The sequence below is a fragment of the Streptomyces nanhaiensis genome (genome assembly GCF_046614825.1).
GTDB classification, from domain to species: Bacteria; Actinomycetota; Actinomycetes; order Streptomycetales; family Streptomycetaceae; genus Streptomyces; species Streptomyces radiopugnans.
In genome coordinates this window covers 1-19,223 of the sequence record NZ_JBKJFM010000052.1, presented here as the reverse complement: position 1 = coordinate 19,223, position 19,223 = coordinate 1, and the positions used below count along the sequence as shown (strand labels likewise).

Below are 19,223 nucleotides of genomic sequence, written 5' to 3'. Positions count from 1 at the left end.
CAACCGCTCACTCGACTTCGATCCCGTACTCCTCGACCAGGGCCGCCAGACCGTCCGGGTAGCCCCTCCCGCCGAGGACGAAGTCCCAGTCGCCGTTGGCCCGTTTACGGAACGACCCCAGGACGAGGGCGGTCTCGCCGGTACGGCCGTCGGAGACGTCCAGTTCGTCGGCCGCTGTTCCCGCGGGATCCGAAAGGCGTATTCGGGCGTCCGTGAAACCCGACAGGTCGGCACCGGGGCCGGCCTCGGGATCGACGGCGGCGACCAGTACGAGCCGGTCGGACCGCTGGGGAAGCCGCTCGAAGCAGACCTGGATCGCGGCCCTGTCCCGGCCGGACCCCCGTGCCATCCGCACGCTGCCGTCCGGCGTCCGCGGATTGTTGAAGAAGACGAACCAGTCCTCGCCGAGCACCCGGCTGCCCCGGCAGACGAGGGCGCACACGTCCAGAGCCACGTCGCCGGACCAGGTGAGCCCCAGTACGGTGGCCTCATCCGGCTCGCCCTCCGGCTCCTCGTCGAGACCGCTTTCCGCGGGCCGGGGCGCAGCGCCGAGGCGCCCGCTCAGGCCGTGCCGGTGCAGCAGGTCCACCAGTTCCGTGCCCTGGACGAGCGTGAGCGGCTTGCCGTTGGCGAAGGCATGCGATCCGGGACCGAAGGAGGACGTGGTGATCAGCACCCCCTTGTTGGCACCGGTGCTCTGAACCGTGCCGTACAGATCGCGCACCGCGCTCGGCGGCACGGTGTTGCGGTAGCGCTTCACCTGCACGACGATCTTCCCGCCCCGGATCGGATCGGGGTCCAGCGCGTCCACGTCCACACCGCCGTCACCCGACCTGCTTGTCGTCACCGCCTGCATGCCCATGGCCCGGAAAAGGTCCGCGACGAGTTCCTCGAACTCCACCGGGTCCATCTCGTACAGGTCCGGCTCCATGCCGGCCCCGTGGGAGACCACGGCACGTCCGGCCTCGCCGGGAAGCCGGGCGGGACGCACCCCGGCGCGGCGGTCCGGACGGTCGGAGAGCTGGCCGCGGAGCCCGTCCACCAGGCATTCGGGGGCACTCACCTGCGCCAGGCTCAGCCTGTCGAAGTCGGTGCGCGACACCATCACCGTGACCAGGAACACCTGGGCCCGGTGCCCGGTTGCTGGGTCGGTGTCGTCCACGAAGCCGTTGAGGGCAACGGAGTCCAGCACCCCGAACCGGTCGGCGGCGAAGAGGTCGCGGAGTACCAGGAGCACGCACTGTGCGAGGACGTCCCGGTACAGCGCCCGCCGTTCGGCGGCCGGCCGCCGAACCTCCTTGTCCCGGTCGGCACTGGGCATGTACCTCACCGCCGACGCCTCCGGCACGACGGTCTGGCCCGGCAGTTCCCAGTTCAGGACGAGCTGGCGCGCGGCGGGGTCGAACGAGGCGGAGACCTGGCGGGGAAAGTCGTCCGGCCAGCCCCGCGAGGCGTACAGCGCGGCGGTGAAGTACTCCACCACCGCGCCGGGCTCGCCCCGGCCGAGAGCGGTGACCAGTTCTCCGATCTCGGTGTTGTGCCGTCGGATCGCCGCCAGCTGCTCGTCCGCCCACCGCTGGTACTGCTGCTGGTAGGCAGCCAGTTGGCGCTGCCGCTGGGCCTCCGCCGCCTGAGCCGCGTGCCAGTCGTGCTCGTAGCGCGCCCGGGCCTGCTCCTGCGCCTGCCGGCTCCCGCCGAGCACCCATCCCCCCTGCCGGGGCTGATAGGCACCGGGGTCCGGCATCGGGACCGGGACCCCGAGCTGCCCCGGGTCGAACGGCTCGACCCGCTCGGGGCGCTTCAGCTCGTCGGGGTTGAACGCCTGGGAGGCACACCCCGTCACCAGGAGATTTCTCAGCGCCTCGGCCTGCCGGTCGAGTTCTTCGGTGCGCCGGCGCGCGTCGTCCTCCCGCCGCTGCCGGTAGGCGGCCTGCTGCTCACGCCGGCTGCGTGCGGCCGCCCGCTCCGCGGCCCGCTGCTGACGTTCCTGCTCGCGCTGGTGCTGCGCCCAGGCGCGACGCTGCGCCTCCTCCTGGCGCTGCTGCTGACGCTGGATCTCCGCCCAAGTGGCCACCAGCCCACGAGAACGACGGCTCATGTACGTCGCGGTCCTCCCCGGGCCCCGCAGGCCCCAGAACACACATTGGTTGAAGAGGCGACGATATCTCTTCCCCGCAGGCTCCGTAACCGTTTGCATCCCATCGGTAACCACATCGGCCATCGCGCCGGCCCGGCGGTCGTGTCTCCGGCAGCTCTGGAAAGGACTGTGGGTGCCACCACCGTGATGGTCGCACCCACAGCCCCCTCCCTGAGGACACCCGGCCTTGAGGCCGGTCCACGCTCAGATGCCGAACTCCTCCGGGGAGAGCCCCAGCGCGGCGCAGGCCTCCCGGACGGCCTGCTGCTCGGACTGGTCGATGTGGCCGTCGGCGCCGGCGATGACGATGCCGGTCTGGACGACGGCCCTGGCCTCCGCCGGCTTCTTGGCGGCCTTGGCGATCTCCTGCAGCGCCTCCGCCCTGCCCGCCCGGAAGTCGGCCGTGAGCCGGTCCACATGGCGGTTGAACCGCTGACGCAGCTGCTCGGGCGGGAAGTTCTGCAGAACGTCGTTGCCGACGATCATCGACTCCATCCGCTGCCGCTCCGACGGGTCCACATGTCCGTCCGCGGCGGCCACCAGCGCGCACATCGCCATGCTCGCGTCCCGGTACGCGCCGCTCTTCAACTCGGCCTTCACCGAGGCGAGCTGGGACTTCAGCAGGCCCACCAGCTGGGCCTTCGACCCTCCGCCGGAGCCGGGACGGGAGCCGTGGCCCTGGCCTGCCGCCCCCGGCCCTCCGGCTCCCGGTCCGCCCGTGCCCTGCCCGCCCCGGGACTGCTGGAGGTTCCTGGCCTGGTCCTTGAGCCGATCCCACATCGCCACTGGCGTCATCCCGTCCTCGGCCGCCGCCCGTCCTGTGCGGGCCGCAGTTCTCCGTTCACCGTCCGCCATCCCAACGTCCGCGGGGCGCGTCCGGGTTCCACGGACGGCCGGATCACCCTTTCGGGGCGGGCCGGTCGCCGGTTCAGGAATCGAGCACGGCGGCGACGGCCTCGATCTCCACGAGCTGGTCGTCGTACCCGAGCACCGTCACCCCCATCAGGGTGCTGGGCACGTCGTGCTCTGCGAAGGCGTCCCGGACCACCTCCCAGGCGGTCACCAGATCCTTCCGGTGGCTCGACGCCACCAGGACCCGGGTACTGATGACGTCCTCGACCGAGGCGCCCGCGTCGGCGAGCGCGGTGCGCATGTTCTCCACGGCCTTCGCCGCCTGTCCGGCGTAGTCGCCCTTCGCCGCGGTGGACCCGTCCTCGTTCAGGGGGCACGCCCCGGCGAGGAAGACCAGCCGCGCCTCGGCGGGCGCGGTGGCCGCGTACGCGTACTCGGCGACGTCGGACAGGGAGCCGGAGCGGATGAGGGTCACGGCACGGGGCACGGCGGTTCCTCCCAGCGGGTCTGCGGGCCTGCGGGCCTCGGAGACCGCCAGCCTGCCACAGCCTCCCGGGCCCGCTCCTCCGGATGAACGGGCGGGAAACCGCCCTGCCGGGTGCCCGGTCAGGCGGCCGGCTCCTCCTGCGACAGGGCGGCGAGCAGCCAGTCGTGGGCGGCGCCGGGGGTCGGCTCCGGAGGGCCGGCCGGCGGCGCGGTCACCTCGGCGACGAGCTGCCAGTAGCGGTCGATACGGGGATCGGCCGCGAGCTGGGTCCTGAGCCCGCGCCGGAAACCGGGGGTGTCGCGCGTGCCGCGTGAGCGGGCGTAGGCGGAGACGAAGCAGTCCAGCGCCTCGCCCCGGTGCGGCGGCCGTCCCGCCCGCACCGGCTCGGCCGCCAGGCCGTACGCCTCGATCAGACCGCCGTAGAGCACGGCCGGGCGGTAGCCCTCCTCCGGCCGGTGCGCCGCGGGCTGCCGCTGCCGGGCGGTGCCGGGGCAGGGGCCGGAGACGAAGGCGTGCAGCCGGGCGAAGGCCAGCACCTGGGCCGGATTCGGGTCGTCCGGGGGCTGGGGGACTGCGTGTTCGAGGATCTCGGAGACCAGCCGGGCCGGGAGCCTCGGCGGCAGCCAGGCCCGCCAGAAACGCGCCAGCGCCGCCGTACCGGGTGGTGCGGGGACGGCGCCGACAAGCCGCAGGCGGTCGGCGCGCTCCTCGGCCGTGCAGTCCCGCAACAGGTGGAGAGCCGCCTCCCGCCAGCGCAGAGCGGCCAGTTGCGAGCCGACCTCCCGCAGCCGCCCGGCGACGACGTCCTCCAGCGCGTCCTCCCGTTCCAGGGCCCGCCCCACCTCCCGGACCGGCACGTCGAGGGCGCGCAGCGAGCGGATCGTACGGAGCCGGTCGAGCGCTTCGGGGCCGTAGCGGCGGTGGCCCCCGGCACTGCGGCCGGCGTCGGGCAGCAGGCCGCGGTCGGAGTAGAAGCGGACGGTCTTGACGGTGGTGCCCGCCCGCTCGGCGAGTTCCCCGATGCTCCACAGGCCGTCGGGCGACAAGGCTTGAACCTCCCTCAGGGGGAGTTCCTACCGTACCGGCGAGCGCGGGCGGCCCGTGCTCGAAAGAAACGGGGAGGAGCATGCCCATGACGGCTTTCGTACTGGTGCCCGGCGCCCACACCGGCGGCTGGGTGTGGGAGGAGGTGGCCGACCGGCTGCGGGAGTCGGGGGCCGGGGCGTACCCGGTGACGCTCACCGGGATGGGCGGCCCCGGCGATCCGGCGGGACCGGGCACTGATCTGGGGACGCACATCGAAGATCTGGTGCGGCTGATCGACGGGCTGGACGCGCCGCGGGTGGTGCTCGTCGGCCACTGCTACGGCATCCACCCGGCGCTCGGCGCCGCCGGACGCCGCCCGGATCGGATCGCCCGGATCGTCCACCTGGACACGGGCATCCCGCGCGACGGCGACCCGGCCCTCGCCCTCGTGCCCGACGGCACGGTCCGCGAACGGCTCTCACGCTCGGACGGGCGGGACGGCGGGCACAGCGACGTGCTGCCGCCTCCGCCGTCCCCGGACGGCTGGCGGCGCTGGGGCAGCACCGCGGGCGTGCCCGAGGAGGCGCTGGAACGGCTGGCCCGCCTCGCCGCGCCCCAGCCGGTGGACACCCTCACCCAGCCGCTCCGGCCGGCCGAATCCGTGTCGGAGATACCCGCCACCGGCGTCCTGTGCACCGTCAACGGGCCCGGCATCGCCGCGGTCGAGGCCATGGTGGGCCTGGGCGACCCCCGCTTCCGGGCGCTCGCCGACCCCCGGGTGGGCTTCTTCGAACTGGCCACCGGGCACTGGCCGATGCTCTCCGCCCCCGGCGAACTGGCCGGCGTACTGCTGCGGGCAGCCGCGGGAGAAGGACACCGGATCTCCCCTCCGGCGGACGAACGGCCCGCGCATCTGCGGCCGTTCGTCCTGGACGTGCCGGAGGCACGCCGCGAGCGAACGGGACGGGTCGACCTCCATCTGCCCGGCGCCGACGGGCCGCGCCCGGCGGTGGTGTTCGTCCACGGCGGCCCGGTCCCGCCCGAGGCGCGCCCCACCCCCCGGGACTGGCCCGCCTTCACCGGCTACGCCCGGTACGCGGCGAGCCTGGGCGCCATCGGCGCGACGGTGGACCACCGGCTGCACGACATCGCCGACTACGGGCGCGCCGCCGAGGACGTCCGCGAGGCCGTCCGCCTCGTACGGGCCGACCCGCGCGTCGACGGGGACCGGATCGCGCTGTGGTTCTTCTCCGGCGGCGGGCTGCTGTCGGCCGACTGGCTGGCCGCACCCCCGCCGTGGCTGCGCTGCCTGGCGGCCACCTACCCCCTGCTCGCGCCCCCGCCGGGCTGGCCGGTCGACGCCTCCCGATTCCACCCCGCGGCCGCCCTGCGCACCGCGGGACGGCTGCCGGTGGTGCTGACCCGGGTGGAACTGGAACTCCCCGAACTCGCCTCCGCCATAAAGGATTTCCTGAACGCGGCGGAGCACTGCGAAGCCGCCGTGGAGGTGATCGACGTACCGGGCGGCCACCACGGCTTCGAGACCGTCGACCACACCGAGCCGGCCCGCCGGGCCGTGGACCGCGCGATGCGGTCCGTACTGGGGCACCTGCGGAACTGACTTGCCACCAAACTCTGTTGGCGTACCCGGCGGGACCCGGTAACGTCGCCCGACGTGAACACCGGACCGGCGCTACGCCACACACGGATCGGCTATCCGGTGGAGGGCTGACCGCACGGCGGGGGCGCGGAAGGCACCCCCACGGTTCGGCACGCGGACCTCCCCGCGCCCGCGCACCGCGAGTCCATCTCTCCGTGCCGAGCGACAGCGAGGTCAGCCGAATGACAGTCACCTTCAACCACACCATCATCGCCGCCAGGGACCGCGAGGAGTCGGCCCGGTTCTTCCGGGAGCTCCTGGAACTGCCGGAAGCACCGTCCTGGGGCATGTTCACCAACATCCAGCTCACCGACGGCGTGCTGCTGCAGTTCGCCGAGCCGCCGGTGGAGATCCAGATGCAGCACTACGCGTTCCTGGTCGACGACGACCTGTTCGACCGGGCGTACCGGCGGTTGTGCGAGCGCGGTGTCGAGCACTGGGCCGATCCGCAGATGCGGCGCCCGGGCGAGACCAACACCGAGCACGGTGGCCGCGGGGTGTACTTCAAGGACCCCGCCGGCCACGCGATCGAGCTGATCACCCGGCCGTACCTGTAACCGGGCGGGCGCGGCCGGCCACGGCCGTTGACGCCAGGCTGTGACGCGCCGCCTGCCGCCGTCGAGTTCCCTCGTACGGCCCGGGGCCGTCCCCGGGCCGTACGAGTCAAGCCCACGGCCACCGTCCGGCCGCTCCCCGGAAGCTGTCAGCGCCGGGTGACAGGATGCCGTGCCATGGCCGCACCGATCAGTGAGTCGTGGACGCGAATCGAGAACTGGCTGGCCGGGCACGCCCCGGCGACCCGTGCCGCGCTGGCGCCGCCCGCGGACCCGGCGGACATCGCCGAGCTCGAACGCCTCGTCGGCCGGCCGCTGCTGAGCCCCCTGGTGCAGTCACTGCTGCGACACGACGGCCTCCTCGACCAGCGTTCCTGGCTGCTGCCCGGCTCCTACAGACCGTTGAGCGCACGCGAGACGGTGGCCCAGTGGCGGCTTCTCACCGGCTTCTACGACAGGTGCGCGACGGACGAGGAGGAAGAGGAGGCGGTCCACCACTTCATGGAGCTCGGGATCAGCAGCGCCCTGTACGGACATCCGCAGTTGATCCCCATCGCGCGGGACATCCGCGGAGGCTGCCTCGTACTGGACCACCGTCCCGAGGCCGACCGGGGGCGCGTCCACGAAGTCGAGGCCGTGGAGGGCGTCATGCGCGGGCCGCACGAGATGTGGACGTCCCTGCCCGTACTCATGGAGCGGATCGCCACATCCCTCGAGACCGGCGAGCCCCTCGGCGGCCACACACCCGTGGTGGACGAAGAGCACAGGCTGTCCTGGGACTTCGGACCACCGCGCTGACCGGGCCCCGCGGCCGAGACCTCGGTCAGCGAGGCTGCTCACCCTGAGCTGTGCCGAGTTTTGCGGAGTCCCTGACGCCGGGGTCACGGCCCCGGCGGAGGAGGACCGTTCGCCTCCCGCCGCGTGCCCCTCAGCCTCACGGGTGGCCGTGCCCACGGGCAAGTCTGATGTCCAAGGGGATCACGAGTCAGGCCCGGGCGCGTGACCTGCGGCTTGCCCGCCGACGGTTGTCAGGGCCGGCCTTCTTCGGCCGCCCCCGGACGGCCCGGCGACGGCTCCGGAGGTGATCGTCGGGCGTCACCGGGACGGTCATGGAAGCGATCTCACTATGGTGTGACGCATGCCACCGCGGATGAAGCTGACGGCGATAACACTCGACTGCCCTGATCCTGAGGCGCTGGCCGCGTTCTACCGGCATGCCACCGGGCTTGAGCCCCACCCCGAATCCGACGGTGACTTCGCTGCGCTCAACTGCGGCGACGGGCTCTTCATCGGTTTCCAAAAGGTCGATGGCTACCAGGCTCCGTGCTGGCCCGGCCAGGCCGTGCCGCAACAACTCCATCTCGACTTCGCGGTCGACGACCTCGACGAGGCCGAGACTCTGCTGTTGGAGTTGGGCGCGGCCAAGCCTGAGCACCAACCGGGTGGCGACAGGTGGCGGGTTCTCACAGACCCGGCCGGCCATCCTTTCTGCCTTACCAGGCAGACGGTCTAGGTACCCACGCGGGCGATCGAACGGCTCTGGGCCGGAGCCGCCTTGGGACCAAGGGCTTGCAGAGAACCAGCATGCCGATTCTCCGCAAGCCCTTGGCCTGACGGAACCCAGGCTTCACCGAGCCCTTGTCAGGTGCCGATCGGCAGTTCTCGGGCCCGCCGGCGGGCTTGGGCGCGCATCTCGGTGAGGCGGGAGTGGAAGCCGTTGTGCCGGTTCTGGTCCAGGTTCAGGGGTAGGTCGAGTCTGGTGATCAGCTCGGACTCCAGTGTCCACGGCTCCGGGTGTTCCACCCAGCACACGCGGGCGTACTCCGCCATCCACCGGCTGAGTTCGGCCTCCCCGGCCTTGCCGAAGGTCATGCGCTTGCCGCTGCCGACTCGGCGCAGCTCCAGGCCGAGCAGACATCCCAGGGTGAGCCGGAGCGTGGAGCCGGCCGCGTTGCCCCGGAAGTGGTAGCGCACCCGCTTCCGCAGGTTCTGAGTACTCTTCCGGTTCGCCATGTGCCGCGGAGCGATGCCCACGTAGAGAAGCCGCCCAGCAGGCAGTTCGTGGGACGGAGTTTTGGTGAAGTGCCATCCGTACACGCCGGGAGCGGAGGGTACGGGGCCGGATCGCACCAGGACCTCGCCTGCCGACCAGAGTCGAGCCGGGCTGATGAGCGCGGCAGCGTGCATGGGACCTCCACCGAGCCGATGACGTACACGACCGCACGCTATCCGAGACCACTGACGGCGCACAGGGACTGGACCGCCCATGGAGGAAGTTGAGGCCCCGTACGGCATGAGGGCAGGATGAGCACGAGGGGCAGACGCCTGTGGCGGACTGCTGGAGACGGTGCCGTTCGCCTGACCGGCCGAAACTCTTCCGGGGGATGGAAAACGTGGTACAGCGGGGTTACTGGCGGGAGTCCGACGGCTCCCCCGTGAAGGCCGCGGAGGCTCACGAGATATGGGCCGAGGAAGCCTATCCATTGCTCATCGACGTCGCACGTACGTATCACTCGGTCATTACCTACAAGGAGCTCGCGGAGAAGGTTCAGGAAACGTCCGGAATCCGCACCTCGGCCCTACTTCACAACTGGATCGGGTCTGTTCTCGGCATGGTCGTCCGTGAGGCGCACCGCCGCGGTGATCCGCCGCTGACCGCTCTGGTGGTTCACAGCGACGATGGAATGGTGGGCGAGGGCTACAAGGAAGTTCTTCAGGTGGCGGGAGAGCCGCCACTGGAAGACGTGCTCGAGCGGGAGCATCACGCCGCCGACGCACGACTGGAGTGCTACCGCCGTTTCGGTGCAACACTGCCGCCCGACGGCGGCGTTGCGGCGCTTGCTCCCCGACTGCAGGCAGCCGTTGAGCGTCGCCGCGCACGCGAGAGGAGTGCCCAGCCTCCACAGGTTTGCCCCACTTGTTTCGTTCAGCTCCCCGCGACAGGAATATGTGATTCGTGCGGCTGACTGCCGCGCCATGACGATCGAGTCGGCGCTGCGGTGAACTGAGACGCACGTCTTCTGGCAGGCCGGCCGAAAAGTCCGTCGAGGGCTTCCGGGAGCCGCCCCGGGGCCGGGCCTACGGAGGAGACTCGCGGGTCCTCGCCTGTTTCCCCAGCCGTTCAGTGGCTTTCCGCGTCGCGGTGGTCACCCTGCTTGAGCAGTAGCCGGCGACAGTAGTGGCCGACGTCCAAAGCCATGTGAACGGACCCCGCCCACCCAGGCCCGGGAACCGCAGAGCGAAAACGTCGTCTGACAGCTTGACCGCACACCCCCGCTTCCCCGTCTCCGAAGCGGACTTCCGCCGCCCTGAGCCGACCGGCCGCGGCCGTCGATGTCGGATGGTGATGTCGAAGACCCCCGGCCCTGGTGGGCCGGGGGTCTTCGCGCTGGTGGGCGCAGACGGGTTCGAACCGCCGACATCTGCCTTGTAAGGGCAGCGCTCTACCGCTGAGCTATGCGCCCGGGGTGAGCCCACAGCGTACCGTGCCGCGCCGTGTGCGCCGCAAACGCGGGAGGCGGGGGTTGTCCCCACCCCGGGTCGGGTGGGGCGCCGGATGCCGTCGGCGGACGGGGGTCCATAGCGTCGGCAGGGCCCCGAACAGCCCCGCCGAGCACCCCGCCGAACCGATACGGAGACCGTCCATGGCCACCGAGACCCGCCGCAGCACCGTACGCGCCCTGGTCGCCGTCGTTCTCGCGGTCGCCGCCACCGCCGGGGTGGCCGGGTGCGTGGACGCCGGTGACGCGCCGCCCGAGCACCGGTCCTTCGAGGTCGGGAAGGGCGTGGAGACGCTGGTGGTCGAGGTCGAGGACTCGCCCGTGGAGGTGGTGGCGGCGGACCGGGCCGACGTACGGGTGACCCGGTGGTTCGACGGGATCGCCTACGGCGGCAGCACCGGGGCGCGGTGGTCGATGGAGGGCGGGACGCTCTCGCTGGGGCCCGCCTGCTCCGGGCTCGCGAGCTGCGACATCCGTCACCGGGTGGAGGTGCCGCACCGGCTCGCGGTACGGATCGAGGGCCGCGACGGGGGCGTCACCGCGCGCGGGTTCCGTGAGGCGCTCGCGGTCTTCGCCGACAACGGAGGGATCAGGGTCCGCGACGTCACCGGGCCTCTGGAGCTCAGCGGCGGCAACGGCTCCGTCGTGGCCACCGGGATCGGCTCCCGCGAGGTGACCGCCGAGGCGGGCAACGGCGGGCTGAGGCTGGCCCTGGTGCGGGTGCCGGAGCGGGTGGAGGCCCGCGGCCGTAACGGTTCGGTCACCGTCGAGGTGCCCCGCGCCGCGTACCGTGTGGACGCCGCGGCCGACAACGGCGGGACCCGGGTGGAGGTGCCGCGGGGCGGTGCGGGCGATCCCGCCGTCACGGCCCGCACGGCCAACGGCGATGTGACCGTGCGCCCCGCGAGCCGGCGGGACCGGCCGTGAGGTGACCGCCCCGGTCGCCTCTCGTGTGTTCCCCCGGGCCGGGTGGGAGAATGGCAGCCGGGCCGGCGAGGGCGTACGGGGAGAGGACACACGTGGCGGCGATGAACGGCGGCGGCGCACGCCGCTGGGGCTGGGGAGGCGGCGGGCGCGCCGAGAGCCGGCGCGCCGAGGCCCAGGCCGCGAAGGACGCGGCGGCCACCGCGTTCTACGAGCTGGACACCGCCCAGCGGGATCTGCGGATCTCCATCGAGACCCTCGCGGCCGTCGACGACTCCCCGGCCGCGCGCCGGGCCGTCGAGGACTTCGCCGAGTTCGGGCGGCGGATCGACCAGGTCAGCCATGAGTACATCGCCACCGTGGACGCCCACGACCTGGAGCGCGACGACCTGGACGGCGACACCGCCTCCCGCGCCCGCCGGGCCCTGGAGAAGACGCGGGAGGACCTGGAGCGCACCCGCGCTGACCTGGAGCGGTTCGGGCAGGGGCTCGGTCCGCTGCTGGAGAAGGCCGAGACGCAGCTCGCCCGGCTGGCCCCCGCGGTGGAGCGGGCCCGGCAGGCGCTGCTGGGCGCGACGAAGGCGCTGGACGCCGTACGCGCCGCCGGGCTGCGGGCCGACGAGGCGGCGGCCCGGCTGGCCGCCCTCTCCCCCGAGCTGACCAGACTCAACGAGGGCGCCGCGCGCCACGGCGTGCGGGACACCCTTCAGCGGGCCGAGCGCGTGCTGCGGGAGGCGGAGGCGGTGCGCAGGGAGGTCGAGCTGCTGCCCGAGCGGGCGGCCGAGACCGACCGGCGGCTGTCCTCCCTGCGCACCCGCGCCGAGGCGCTGCGGCACCGGGCGGAGAACGTCGGGCCGGTGCTGAGCGAGCTGCGGCGGCGGTTCACCGTCGCGTGCTGGGAGGACCTGCAGAGCGTGCCGGAGCAGGTGGCGGGCGCGGTGCGGCAGGCGGAGGAGAAGCTGGCCGAGGCGCGTACCGCCCGGCAGGAGCAGCGGTGGGCGGACGCCACGGCCCGGCTGTCGACGGTGCGGGCTCTGCTGAACGACGCCGACGAGGCGGTCTCGGCGGCCGACGAGCGCCTGCGGCGGCTGAACGAGGTCTCCTTCGACCACAGCGGCGAGGTGGAGCGGACGCGCTTCGCCATCCGGGACGCCCAGCGGCTGGCGATGGCCGGGCGCAGCCACCCCGACCCCCGGCACGCGGGCCCGCTGGACGGCGCGGTGGCCCGGCTGGAGCGGGCCGTGGCGGGGCTGTCCGGGCGGCATCCGGACTGGTGGGGCTTCGTGACGGAGCTGGACGCCATCCGCGAGACGGTGGCGGACGTGGTGCGCCGGATACGCGAGGAGCGGGCGGCGGGCGGCTGAGCCGCGCGGCGCACGCGGCCGTGGACGGCCCGGTGGCGCGCGGTCATGCCGCGCACGGCCCGGTGGCGCACGGCCCGGTCCCGCCGTGGTGTCGCGACCGCTGTCCACAGGCTCCCCGCGATCCCCGGACGGCGGCTTATCCTGCTCGTATGCCCCGATACGAGTTCCGCTGCCGCGCCTGCGGCACCACGTTCGAAGTGAACCGACCGATGGCCGAGTCCGGTGCGCCCGCCAGTTGCCCGGAGGGCCACGACGACACGGTGAAGCTGCTGTCCACCGTCGCCGTGGGCGGCGCCGCCGCCCGGTCCTCCGCCCCGGCGCCGAGCGCGGGCGGCGGAGGCGGGGGGTGCTGCGGGGGCGGCTGCTGCGGCTGACGCGGGGCGGCCGGTGGGGGCGGCCGCTGGAAGTGGCCGGCGGAAGCGGCCCGCGCGCGGATTACAGCCTGCGCGCGACGGTCACGCCGTCGGCGACCGTCAGCATGACCGACTCCGTCCGGTCGTCGGCGAGGACATGGTCGTTGAAGGCCCGGATCGCGGCGGCGGCGCCGGTGGCCTCCGGGTCGGTGACCTCGCCGTGGAAGAGCACGTTGTCCGCGACGATCAGTCCGCCCGGCCGCATCCGCGGCACCAGCTCCTCCCAGTAGGCGATGTAGTTCTCCTTGTCCGCGTCGAGGTAGGCCAGGTCGATCCCCTCCTCGGCGGGCAGGGCGCGCAGCGTGTCCAGGGCGGGGGCCAGGCGCAGGTCGATGCGGTCGGCCACCCCCGCCCTGGCCCATGCCTCGCGTCCGAGGTCCGTCCACTCCTCCGAGATGTCGCAGGCGATGAGCGTGCCGTCCTCGGGCAGGGCCTGGGCCATGGCGAGGGCCGAGAAGCCGGTGAAGGTACCGACCTCCACGATGCGGCGGGCACCGATCAGCCGTACCAGGAAGGCCAGCATCGGGCCCTGCTCCTGGGCCGACTGCAGCCCGGCCCGGTCGGGGAAGCGGGCGTGCGTGGTCTCCACCAGGTCGCGCAGGACGGGGTCGAGCGGCGGGTTGTGGTCGAGCACGTACCTGTACAGCTCGGCGGTCTGGAGGGGGCGCTTGTCGCGGGACGCCTGTGTGGTCATGCCCGCATCCTCGCTCAGGCCGGCCCGGTGTGCGCGAGGAACTCCCGCAGTACGCGCTCCCCGGCCGCGACCCCGCGTTCGGGCAGGGCGGTGATGTGCGGGGCGGTCCAGCCCAGGTCGGCCAGTTCTCCGTGGCCGGGCCGCCAGCCGGTGTCGGCGGCCAGCAGCAGGTCGGCGTCGAGGAGGGAGTCGCCGGCGGCCAGGACGTGCCCGGCGCCGGTGCGCCGGGCGACCTCGGCGACGGCGGCGCTCTTGGTGAGCGGGCACGGCACGGCGTAGAGCTTGCGGCCCTGGAGGGAGACCGTCCAGCCGCGCGGCCCGGCCCAGTCGGCCAGTTCCTTCACCCAGGTGCCGGGCAGCTTCTCCCGGTCGACGACGAGGTAGGCGAACAGGTCCTCGGCGACGCGTTCCTTGAGCAGCCAGCCGGGGTCGGCGGCTCCCACCATGCGGGCGCGCACCTCCGTGAGCGGCGCGCAGTCGGCGTCCAGGGCGCGCCGTACCCGGGCGTGCCAGCCGGAATCGGACTCGCCGTCCACCATCAGATGGCCGCCGTTGGCACAGATCGCGTAGCGCGGGGGCGGACCCGGCAGGTGGATGCGCCCGTACTGCTCGCGGGTGCGGGTGGTGGTGGGGACGAAGACGGACCGGGCCGCGAGTTCGGCCAGCAGGGCGGCGGCGGTCTCGGTGACGTACGACAGCGGCCTGGACTGGTAGACCTCCACGCACAGCAGGCGCGGGGCCCGGGCGTCGGGCATGGTCAGGCCGAGGGCGGCGGCGGAGTAGATGAGGGTGCGGTCCAGGTCGCTGGCGACCAGGACCGTGCGGCGCTCCGGGGCCGCGGACGCGGGCCCGGTCGCGGCGCCGGCCGCCGGGTGGCTCGTCGGGCGGCTCATCGGGCGGCCCTCCCGTCGGCGCCGGTGGCACCGCGCGTGTAGCGGGGGTGGATGAGGCCGACGCAGGAGTAGGGCAGGTCGTCGGCCTCCTCGACGGGTACGCCGCGCTGCTCGGCCAGCAGCCGGATGTGGTCCAGGTCGGCGCCCGCGCCGCGCCGGGCCAGTACGCGCCAGGGGACGCGGCGCAGCAGCACCCGGGTGGTCTCGCCGACGCCGGGCTTGACGAGGTTGACGTCCCCGATGCCGTACTCCTCGCTGATGCGCTCCACCGCCCTCCAGCCGTCCCAGGTGGGGGCGCGGTCGGCGGCGAGCAGTTCCGCCACGTCCGCGGCCACGTCGGCGCGCACGGCGTCGAAGCGGCCCGCGACGGTGTCCAGGAAGAGGTCGGAGACGTCCGCTCCGGCCAGTTCGCGGTAGTACTTGGCCCCGTGGAAGTCGTCGGGTCCGACGAGGTCGGCCCGGAGCACGGTGCGCGAGACGAGCCCGGAGACGGTGGAGTTGAGGCAGGCGGAGGGGATGAGGAAGTCCTCGCGGGTGCCGTAGGTGCGCACGCAGCCGCCGGGGTCGGCCAGGACGGCGAGTTCGGGGCTGAAGCCGGGGAAGGGGCGCAGGGCGTCGGCGAGTTCGCGGGTGATGGCGCCCTTGCCCGTCCAGCCGTCGACGAAGACCACGTCGGCCGGGTCGTGGTGGGCGGCGAGCCAGCGCAGGGCGGTGGTGTCGATGCCGCGGCCGCGGACGATGGAGACGGCGTAGTGCGGCACGTCCAGGCCGTGCACGTGCCGGGCCCAGCGGCGCATCAGCACCCCGACGGGCGTGCCGGCGCGCGCGAGGGAGGCCAGTACGATGCCGCGCTCACGGCCGCTCCGGTCTCCCGTGCCGCCGAGGCCGCCCCGCTCGGTGAGCAGGGTGTCGGTGACGGCGCCGACGGCGCGGGCGATCCGGTCCGCGGACGCCTCCAGCGCCTGGTGGAACAGCCGCTGGTACTCCCGGCTGGGCTGGTACTCCACCGGCAGCGACTCGGCGTAGTGCGCGCCGCCGGACTGGATGGCCTCCTCGCGCTCCTCGGTGGGCGCCTCCAGGGTGACGTCGGAGAGGTCCTGGAGCAGCCAGCCGACGTCCTCGGGGGCGTAGGAGGAGAAGTGCGGGCCACGCAGCGGTGCGGGCAGCGGCCGGTGGGAGGGGACGACCGCGAGCAGCACCCGGCCGGTGTGGGCGGCGAGGTGGGCCAGCAGGCCGTCGGGGGCGTGGAGGGCGGGGGTGTCGGCGGCGGAGTCCACCACGGCGACGACGGCGTCGAAGCCCTGGCCCGCGATGTTGTAGGCGTAGCGCTCCCCCGGGCGGCCGGGGGTGCCGTCGGCGGGGTCGTCGTGGGCGGGGAAGACCAGCCGGGTGCGGATGGCGTAGCCGGGCTCGTCGACCGCCAGGACCGGCGAGCGGGTGGTGGTGGAGTAGCGGACCTCGGCGCCGGTGGCGCCGGTGAGGGCGCAGGCCAGTCGCAGCGGCGCGTACATCAGCTCCTCGCACCCCAGGACGAGCACCCTGCGCACCCCCTCGGGGAGGTGGGCGGCGATCCGGTCGGCCATCGCCGGCAGCGCGGCCTCCAGCCGGGCGCGGTGCGCGGGGGTGAAGCCGTGCCGCCCGCCGTCGGGCAGGCCCTGCGGCCAGCCCAGGTCGACGCGGTGCACCTGTTCCGGACCGAATCCGGGCGCGGGCCGCGGCGGCGGGCTGTCGTGTGCCTCGACCAGGGCGGCGCCGCGCTCCAGTACGCCGTCGGGCAGCCGTACGGTCCCGGTGGCCAGGGCCACCACGTCGATGCGGGCGCCGAGGTCGGCGGCGAACTTCTCCAGCCGGGCCCGGTCCTCCGGTCCGCGCAGGTCGGTCAGCGCCACGATCACGTACCGCTCGCGCGGGAAGGCGCGGTGCAGTGCGGTGATGGTGTTGAGGACGGTGGTGCCGGTGGAGAACTCGTCGTCCACCAGGACCAGCGGCCCGTCCGCGGCCAGCAGTTCCGGGTCCTCCGGCAGCAGCAGGTGGGAGGTGGCGTGGGAGTGCTCCTCCTCGAAGCCGCCCACCGGCGCCGTGCCGGGGACGGCGCGGCGGGTGGAGTGGAGGCAGGGGGCGCTGCCCAGGCCGTCGGCGACGCTGTGGCCGAGGCCGGTGGCGGTCTCCGCGTAGCCCAGGACGACCGCGCGGCCGGCGTCCGCGCCCAGCAGTTCGCCGACGCGCCTGCCCAGGTCCAGGCCGGTGCCGTGGACGATCCCGGGGAGCTGGGGGACGTGCTTGCCCAGCACCTGGGAGACCAGCAGGTGTGCCCGGCGGGGGTTGCGCCGCAGGGCCAGGCCGAGCAGGTCGCGCAGCCGTCCGTCCTCCTCGCCGGGCGGGGCCTCCAGCCGTACGTCCAGCCGCCGGGCGACCCATTCGCCGGGCCACGGCCCGCTCGGTCCGCTCGGCCCGCGCCGCTGCCCCGTGCCGGGCCCGGCCGTCGCTCCCTGTGCTCCGGCCTCCCGCTGTCCGCCCGCGCGTCCGTTCGCGTCCGCCGCCTGCGTCACCCTGCCGTACCCCTCGCCCTGGCCCCGGTCGTGGCCGTGGTCGTCATCGTTCGTGTGGCTCATATGCTCCCAGCCGCCAGCAGTTCGACGAACCCCACGCCCTCGCGCGCGACGCCGAAGGCCTCGGCCCGCAGCAGGGTGCGCTCGGCCCAGGCCCGGTGCGGCTTCACCTCGTTCATCTTGTTGGTGTACGCGGAACGCAGCACGCCGCCACCGCAGCGCTCGGGGCGCAGTATGTCCGTGGCATCGCTGAACTCCTCGTGGCTGACCACCGACAGGGCGTGGACGGGCGCGATGTGGGAGGGGTGTATGCAGGTCTTGCCCTGCAGGCCGTTGGCCCGGTCCAGGTCGATCTCGCGCAGCAGCCCGTCCATGTCGTGCTCGATCAGCGCGGCGCGCAGCTCCTCGGCGCGTCCGGTGAACGGGCTCTGGCGCAGCTGCGGTTTGAACATCCGCTCCTGGAGCCGGAAGTACTCCCACACGGGCCCGGTGACGGTGAAGCCGGTGCCGTCGGCCCGGCCGAGCACGTTGACCACGTCGGCTATCACCGAGGCGACGATCTGCACGTCGTAGGCGGTCATGTCGGGGCTGCGGCGCAGTCCGTAGGCGGAGCAGAAGTCGGTGACGCCCAGGCGGAGCGCCAGGACCCGGTCGCGGTACTTGTCGACGGTGCGGGCTATCCCGGTGAGCGTCTCCACCCGCGTCTCCAGGTGCAGGAGGTCGGGGGACTCCAGGACGGGCATGGCGAACAGCCGCCGCCCGCAGTCGGCTTCGGCGGCGGTGAGCGCCTCCAGGAAGGGGATGCCGCGCTCCTCGGTGAACTTGGGCAGCACGAAACCGGACAGCAGGCGGGTGCTGGGGCCAAGGCGCCGGACCAGGGAGGTGATCTGCGCGGGCTCGCGGACGCGGACGAACAGCAGCGGGGGCTCGGTGGAGCCGGCGGCGGGGACGGCGGAGGCCAGCTCGGCGAACTGCCGGACCAGGTTCTCCTCGGCGCCGGGCACCTCGGCGTCGTCGATGGAGTCCTCCAGGCAGAGCACCATGGAGACCACTCCCCGCCGGGCCTGCTTGAGCACGTCACCGGCGAGCCGGGGGCGGGTGGCGGGGCTGTAGAGGGTGGCGCCGAGGGCCACCGACAGCAGACGGGCCGGGGACTGCGAGGAGAACTCGGCCGGTTCCTTGTGGAAGAGTTCTCGTCGCACCTGCGGCGAAAGGTGCCCGAAGTGCCGCACAGGACCCCCGTTCCATCACCGGCCCCATGACCCTCATGAGCGAGATCCGGCCGATCATCGTAAGCACGCACGTGGCTCAAAAGTTACTCGAACGCATGAACATAGCATTACTTACGCATAAACCCGGGGTGCCGAGGCACCCGCGTTGTACCGGCGGGCCGCGACAGGCAGGATGGCGCTATGACGCACGCGATGCTGAAGGGGTCGAACATCCAGCTCCACACGACGGCCGTGCGCGCCGTACTGCGCTGGACACCGGGCACGGGCGTCCTCGACGTCGACGCCTCCGCGCTGCTGCTGGGCGCGGACGGACGTGTGCGCTCCGATGAGGACTTCGTCTTCTACAACCAGCCGCGGCACCCCTCCGGGCTGGTGCGGTACCTGCCCAAGAGGCGCGAGCCGGAGGGGCTGACGGACTCGGTCGAGGTGGACCTCGGCCGCCTCGACCCGTCCGTGGACCGGGTGATGCTGTCCGCGTCGGCCGACGGCGGCACCTTCGCCGACGTACGCGACCTGGTGCTGCTGGTGGTGGACGCCGACGGCGGTGAGACGGTCGCCCGTTTCGAGATCCGCCCCGAGACGGGTTCGGAGACGGCGCTGATCTGCGGCGAGCTGTACCGGCGCGGGGACGGCTGGAAGTTCCGCGCGCTGGGGCAGGGTTACGACACCGGGCTGGTCGGGCTGGCGACGGACTTCGGCATCTCGGTGGAGGAGGCCGAGTCGGCCGCGCCCGGTGAGCCGGAGCAGACGATTCCGCAGCCGCCCCCGGAGCCGGGCTTCCCCCCGCCGGAGCCGATGCCCGAGCCCCGTCCCGAGCCGCAGCCGCACCCCGAGCCGCCGCCCGGGCCGAACCCTCCGCCGCCGCGCCCCGTCCCCGGCCCCACCCCCGGGCCGGAACCGCTGCCCGAGCCGGACGGCGCACCGGTCCGCGTGGATCT

At 73.5% G+C, this 19,223-nt stretch carries 18 protein-coding genes and 1 tRNA gene; 9 read left to right on the top strand and 10 right to left on the bottom strand.

Annotated features, from left to right (window positions below; all coding sequences use genetic code 11):
* Positions 1-7: 7 nt before the first annotated feature.
* From ACLIYP_RS14080 to ACLIYP_RS14065, 4 genes are all read right to left on the bottom strand, one after another.
* Complete coding sequence (locus ACLIYP_RS14080; protein ID WP_412713467.1) at positions 8-2,098, bottom strand: restriction endonuclease; 2,091 nt, start codon at positions 2,096-2,098, stop codon at positions 8-10.
* Positions 2,099-2,341: 243 nt separating this feature from the next.
* Positions 2,342-2,923 carry a tellurite resistance TerB family protein gene (locus ACLIYP_RS14075; protein ID WP_412713466.1) on the bottom strand — a complete coding sequence of 194 codons (582 nt, stop codon included), beginning with the start codon at positions 2,921-2,923 and terminating at the stop codon, positions 2,342-2,344.
* A 142-nt stretch (positions 2,924-3,065) separates the two neighbouring features.
* Positions 3,066-3,476 carry a RidA family protein gene (locus tag ACLIYP_RS14070; protein WP_412713465.1) on the bottom strand — a complete coding sequence of 137 codons (411 nt, stop codon included), beginning with the start codon at positions 3,474-3,476 and terminating at the stop codon, positions 3,066-3,068.
* 119 nt (positions 3,477-3,595) lie between these two features.
* Positions 3,596-4,522, bottom strand: coding sequence for a helix-turn-helix domain-containing protein (locus tag ACLIYP_RS14065; protein WP_412713464.1), 927 nt, complete (start codon positions 4,520-4,522; stop codon positions 3,596-3,598).
* 86 nt (positions 4,523-4,608) lie between these two features.
* Between ACLIYP_RS14065 and ACLIYP_RS14060 the strand changes: the two genes are divergently transcribed.
* From ACLIYP_RS14060 to ACLIYP_RS14045, 4 genes are all read left to right on the top strand, one after another.
* Positions 4,609-6,123, top strand: a complete 1,515-nt coding sequence (locus ACLIYP_RS14060; protein ID WP_412713463.1) for an alpha/beta fold hydrolase — start codon at positions 4,609-4,611, stop codon at positions 6,121-6,123.
* 221 nt (positions 6,124-6,344) lie between these two features.
* Complete coding sequence (locus ACLIYP_RS14055) at positions 6,345-6,719, top strand: VOC family protein (protein ID WP_412713462.1); 375 nt, start codon at positions 6,345-6,347, stop codon at positions 6,717-6,719.
* A gap of 174 nt (positions 6,720-6,893) precedes the next feature.
* The gene (locus ACLIYP_RS14050) at positions 6,894-7,514 is read left to right on the top strand and encodes an SMI1/KNR4 family protein (protein ID WP_412713461.1); all 621 of its coding nucleotides are present in this window, start codon (positions 6,894-6,896) and stop codon (positions 7,512-7,514) included.
* 340 nt (positions 7,515-7,854) lie between these two features.
* Positions 7,855-8,229, top strand: a complete 375-nt coding sequence (locus ACLIYP_RS14045) for a VOC family protein (RefSeq protein WP_412713460.1) — start codon at positions 7,855-7,857, stop codon at positions 8,227-8,229.
* A 128-nt stretch (positions 8,230-8,357) separates the two neighbouring features.
* Here the strand turns inward: ACLIYP_RS14045 and ACLIYP_RS14040 are convergent, their stop codons facing one another.
* On the bottom strand, positions 8,358-8,903 hold the full coding sequence (locus tag ACLIYP_RS14040; RefSeq protein WP_412713459.1) for a GIY-YIG nuclease family protein: 546 nt from the start codon (positions 8,901-8,903) through the stop codon (positions 8,358-8,360).
* A gap of 197 nt (positions 8,904-9,100) precedes the next feature.
* Here ACLIYP_RS14040 and ACLIYP_RS14035 point away from each other — a divergent pair, with 197 nt between their 5' ends.
* Positions 9,101-9,682, top strand: coding sequence for a hypothetical protein (locus ACLIYP_RS14035; protein ID WP_412713458.1), 582 nt, complete (start codon positions 9,101-9,103; stop codon positions 9,680-9,682).
* Positions 9,683-10,105: 423 nt separating this feature from the next.
* Here the strand turns inward: ACLIYP_RS14035 and ACLIYP_RS14030 are convergent.
* A tRNA-Val gene (locus ACLIYP_RS14030) sits at positions 10,106-10,180 on the bottom strand.
* Positions 10,181-10,360: 180 nt separating this feature from the next.
* Here ACLIYP_RS14030 and ACLIYP_RS14025 point away from each other — a divergent pair.
* The 3 genes from ACLIYP_RS14025 (at position 10,361) to ACLIYP_RS14015 (ending at position 12,878) form a co-directional block, all read left to right on the top strand.
* On the top strand, positions 10,361-11,143 hold the full coding sequence (locus ACLIYP_RS14025) for a DUF4097 family beta strand repeat-containing protein (protein ID WP_412713457.1): 783 nt from the start codon (positions 10,361-10,363) through the stop codon (positions 11,141-11,143).
* Positions 11,144-11,193: 50 nt separating this feature from the next.
* Positions 11,194-12,504: a hypothetical protein gene (locus ACLIYP_RS14020; protein WP_412713456.1), complete on the top strand. Its 1,311-nt coding sequence runs from the start codon at positions 11,194-11,196 to the stop codon at positions 12,502-12,504.
* Between the two features lie 149 nt (positions 12,505-12,653).
* Positions 12,654-12,878: an FmdB family zinc ribbon protein gene (locus tag ACLIYP_RS14015; protein ID WP_410538704.1), complete on the top strand. Its 225-nt coding sequence runs from the start codon at positions 12,654-12,656 to the stop codon at positions 12,876-12,878.
* 61 nt (positions 12,879-12,939) lie between these two features.
* Here the strand turns inward: ACLIYP_RS14015 and ACLIYP_RS14010 are convergent, their stop codons facing one another.
* From ACLIYP_RS14010 to ACLIYP_RS13995, 4 genes are read right to left on the bottom strand one after another with little or no spacing between them, the layout of a single operon-like run.
* The gene (locus tag ACLIYP_RS14010) at positions 12,940-13,611 is read right to left on the bottom strand and encodes an O-methyltransferase (protein WP_412713455.1); all 672 of its coding nucleotides are present in this window, start codon (positions 13,609-13,611) and stop codon (positions 12,940-12,942) included.
* Positions 13,612-13,625: 14 nt separating this feature from the next.
* A complete protein-coding gene (locus ACLIYP_RS14005; RefSeq protein ID WP_412713454.1) occupies positions 13,626-14,504 on the bottom strand; it encodes an HAD family hydrolase in 879 nt (292 codons plus the stop codon).
* Positions 14,501-17,116 carry a phosphoribosyltransferase gene (locus ACLIYP_RS14000; protein ID WP_412713453.1) on the bottom strand — a complete coding sequence of 872 codons (2,616 nt, stop codon included), beginning with the start codon at positions 17,114-17,116 and terminating at the stop codon, positions 14,501-14,503. The genes ACLIYP_RS14005 and ACLIYP_RS14000 overlap by 4 nt, the downstream gene beginning before the upstream one ends.
* Positions 17,113-18,285 (bottom strand): HpcH/HpaI aldolase/citrate lyase family protein, encoded by a 1,173-nt coding sequence (locus ACLIYP_RS13995; protein ID WP_412713452.1) that lies wholly within the window; start codon positions 18,283-18,285, stop codon positions 17,113-17,115. Before ACLIYP_RS13995 ends, ACLIYP_RS14000 begins: the two co-directional genes overlap by 4 nt.
* A 180-nt stretch (positions 18,286-18,465) precedes the next feature.
* On the opposite strand from ACLIYP_RS13995, the gene ACLIYP_RS13990 reads away from it, so the two are divergent.
* A partial coding sequence (locus ACLIYP_RS13990; protein WP_412713451.1) for a TerD family protein occupies positions 18,466-19,223 on the top strand: 758 nt, incomplete at its 3' end.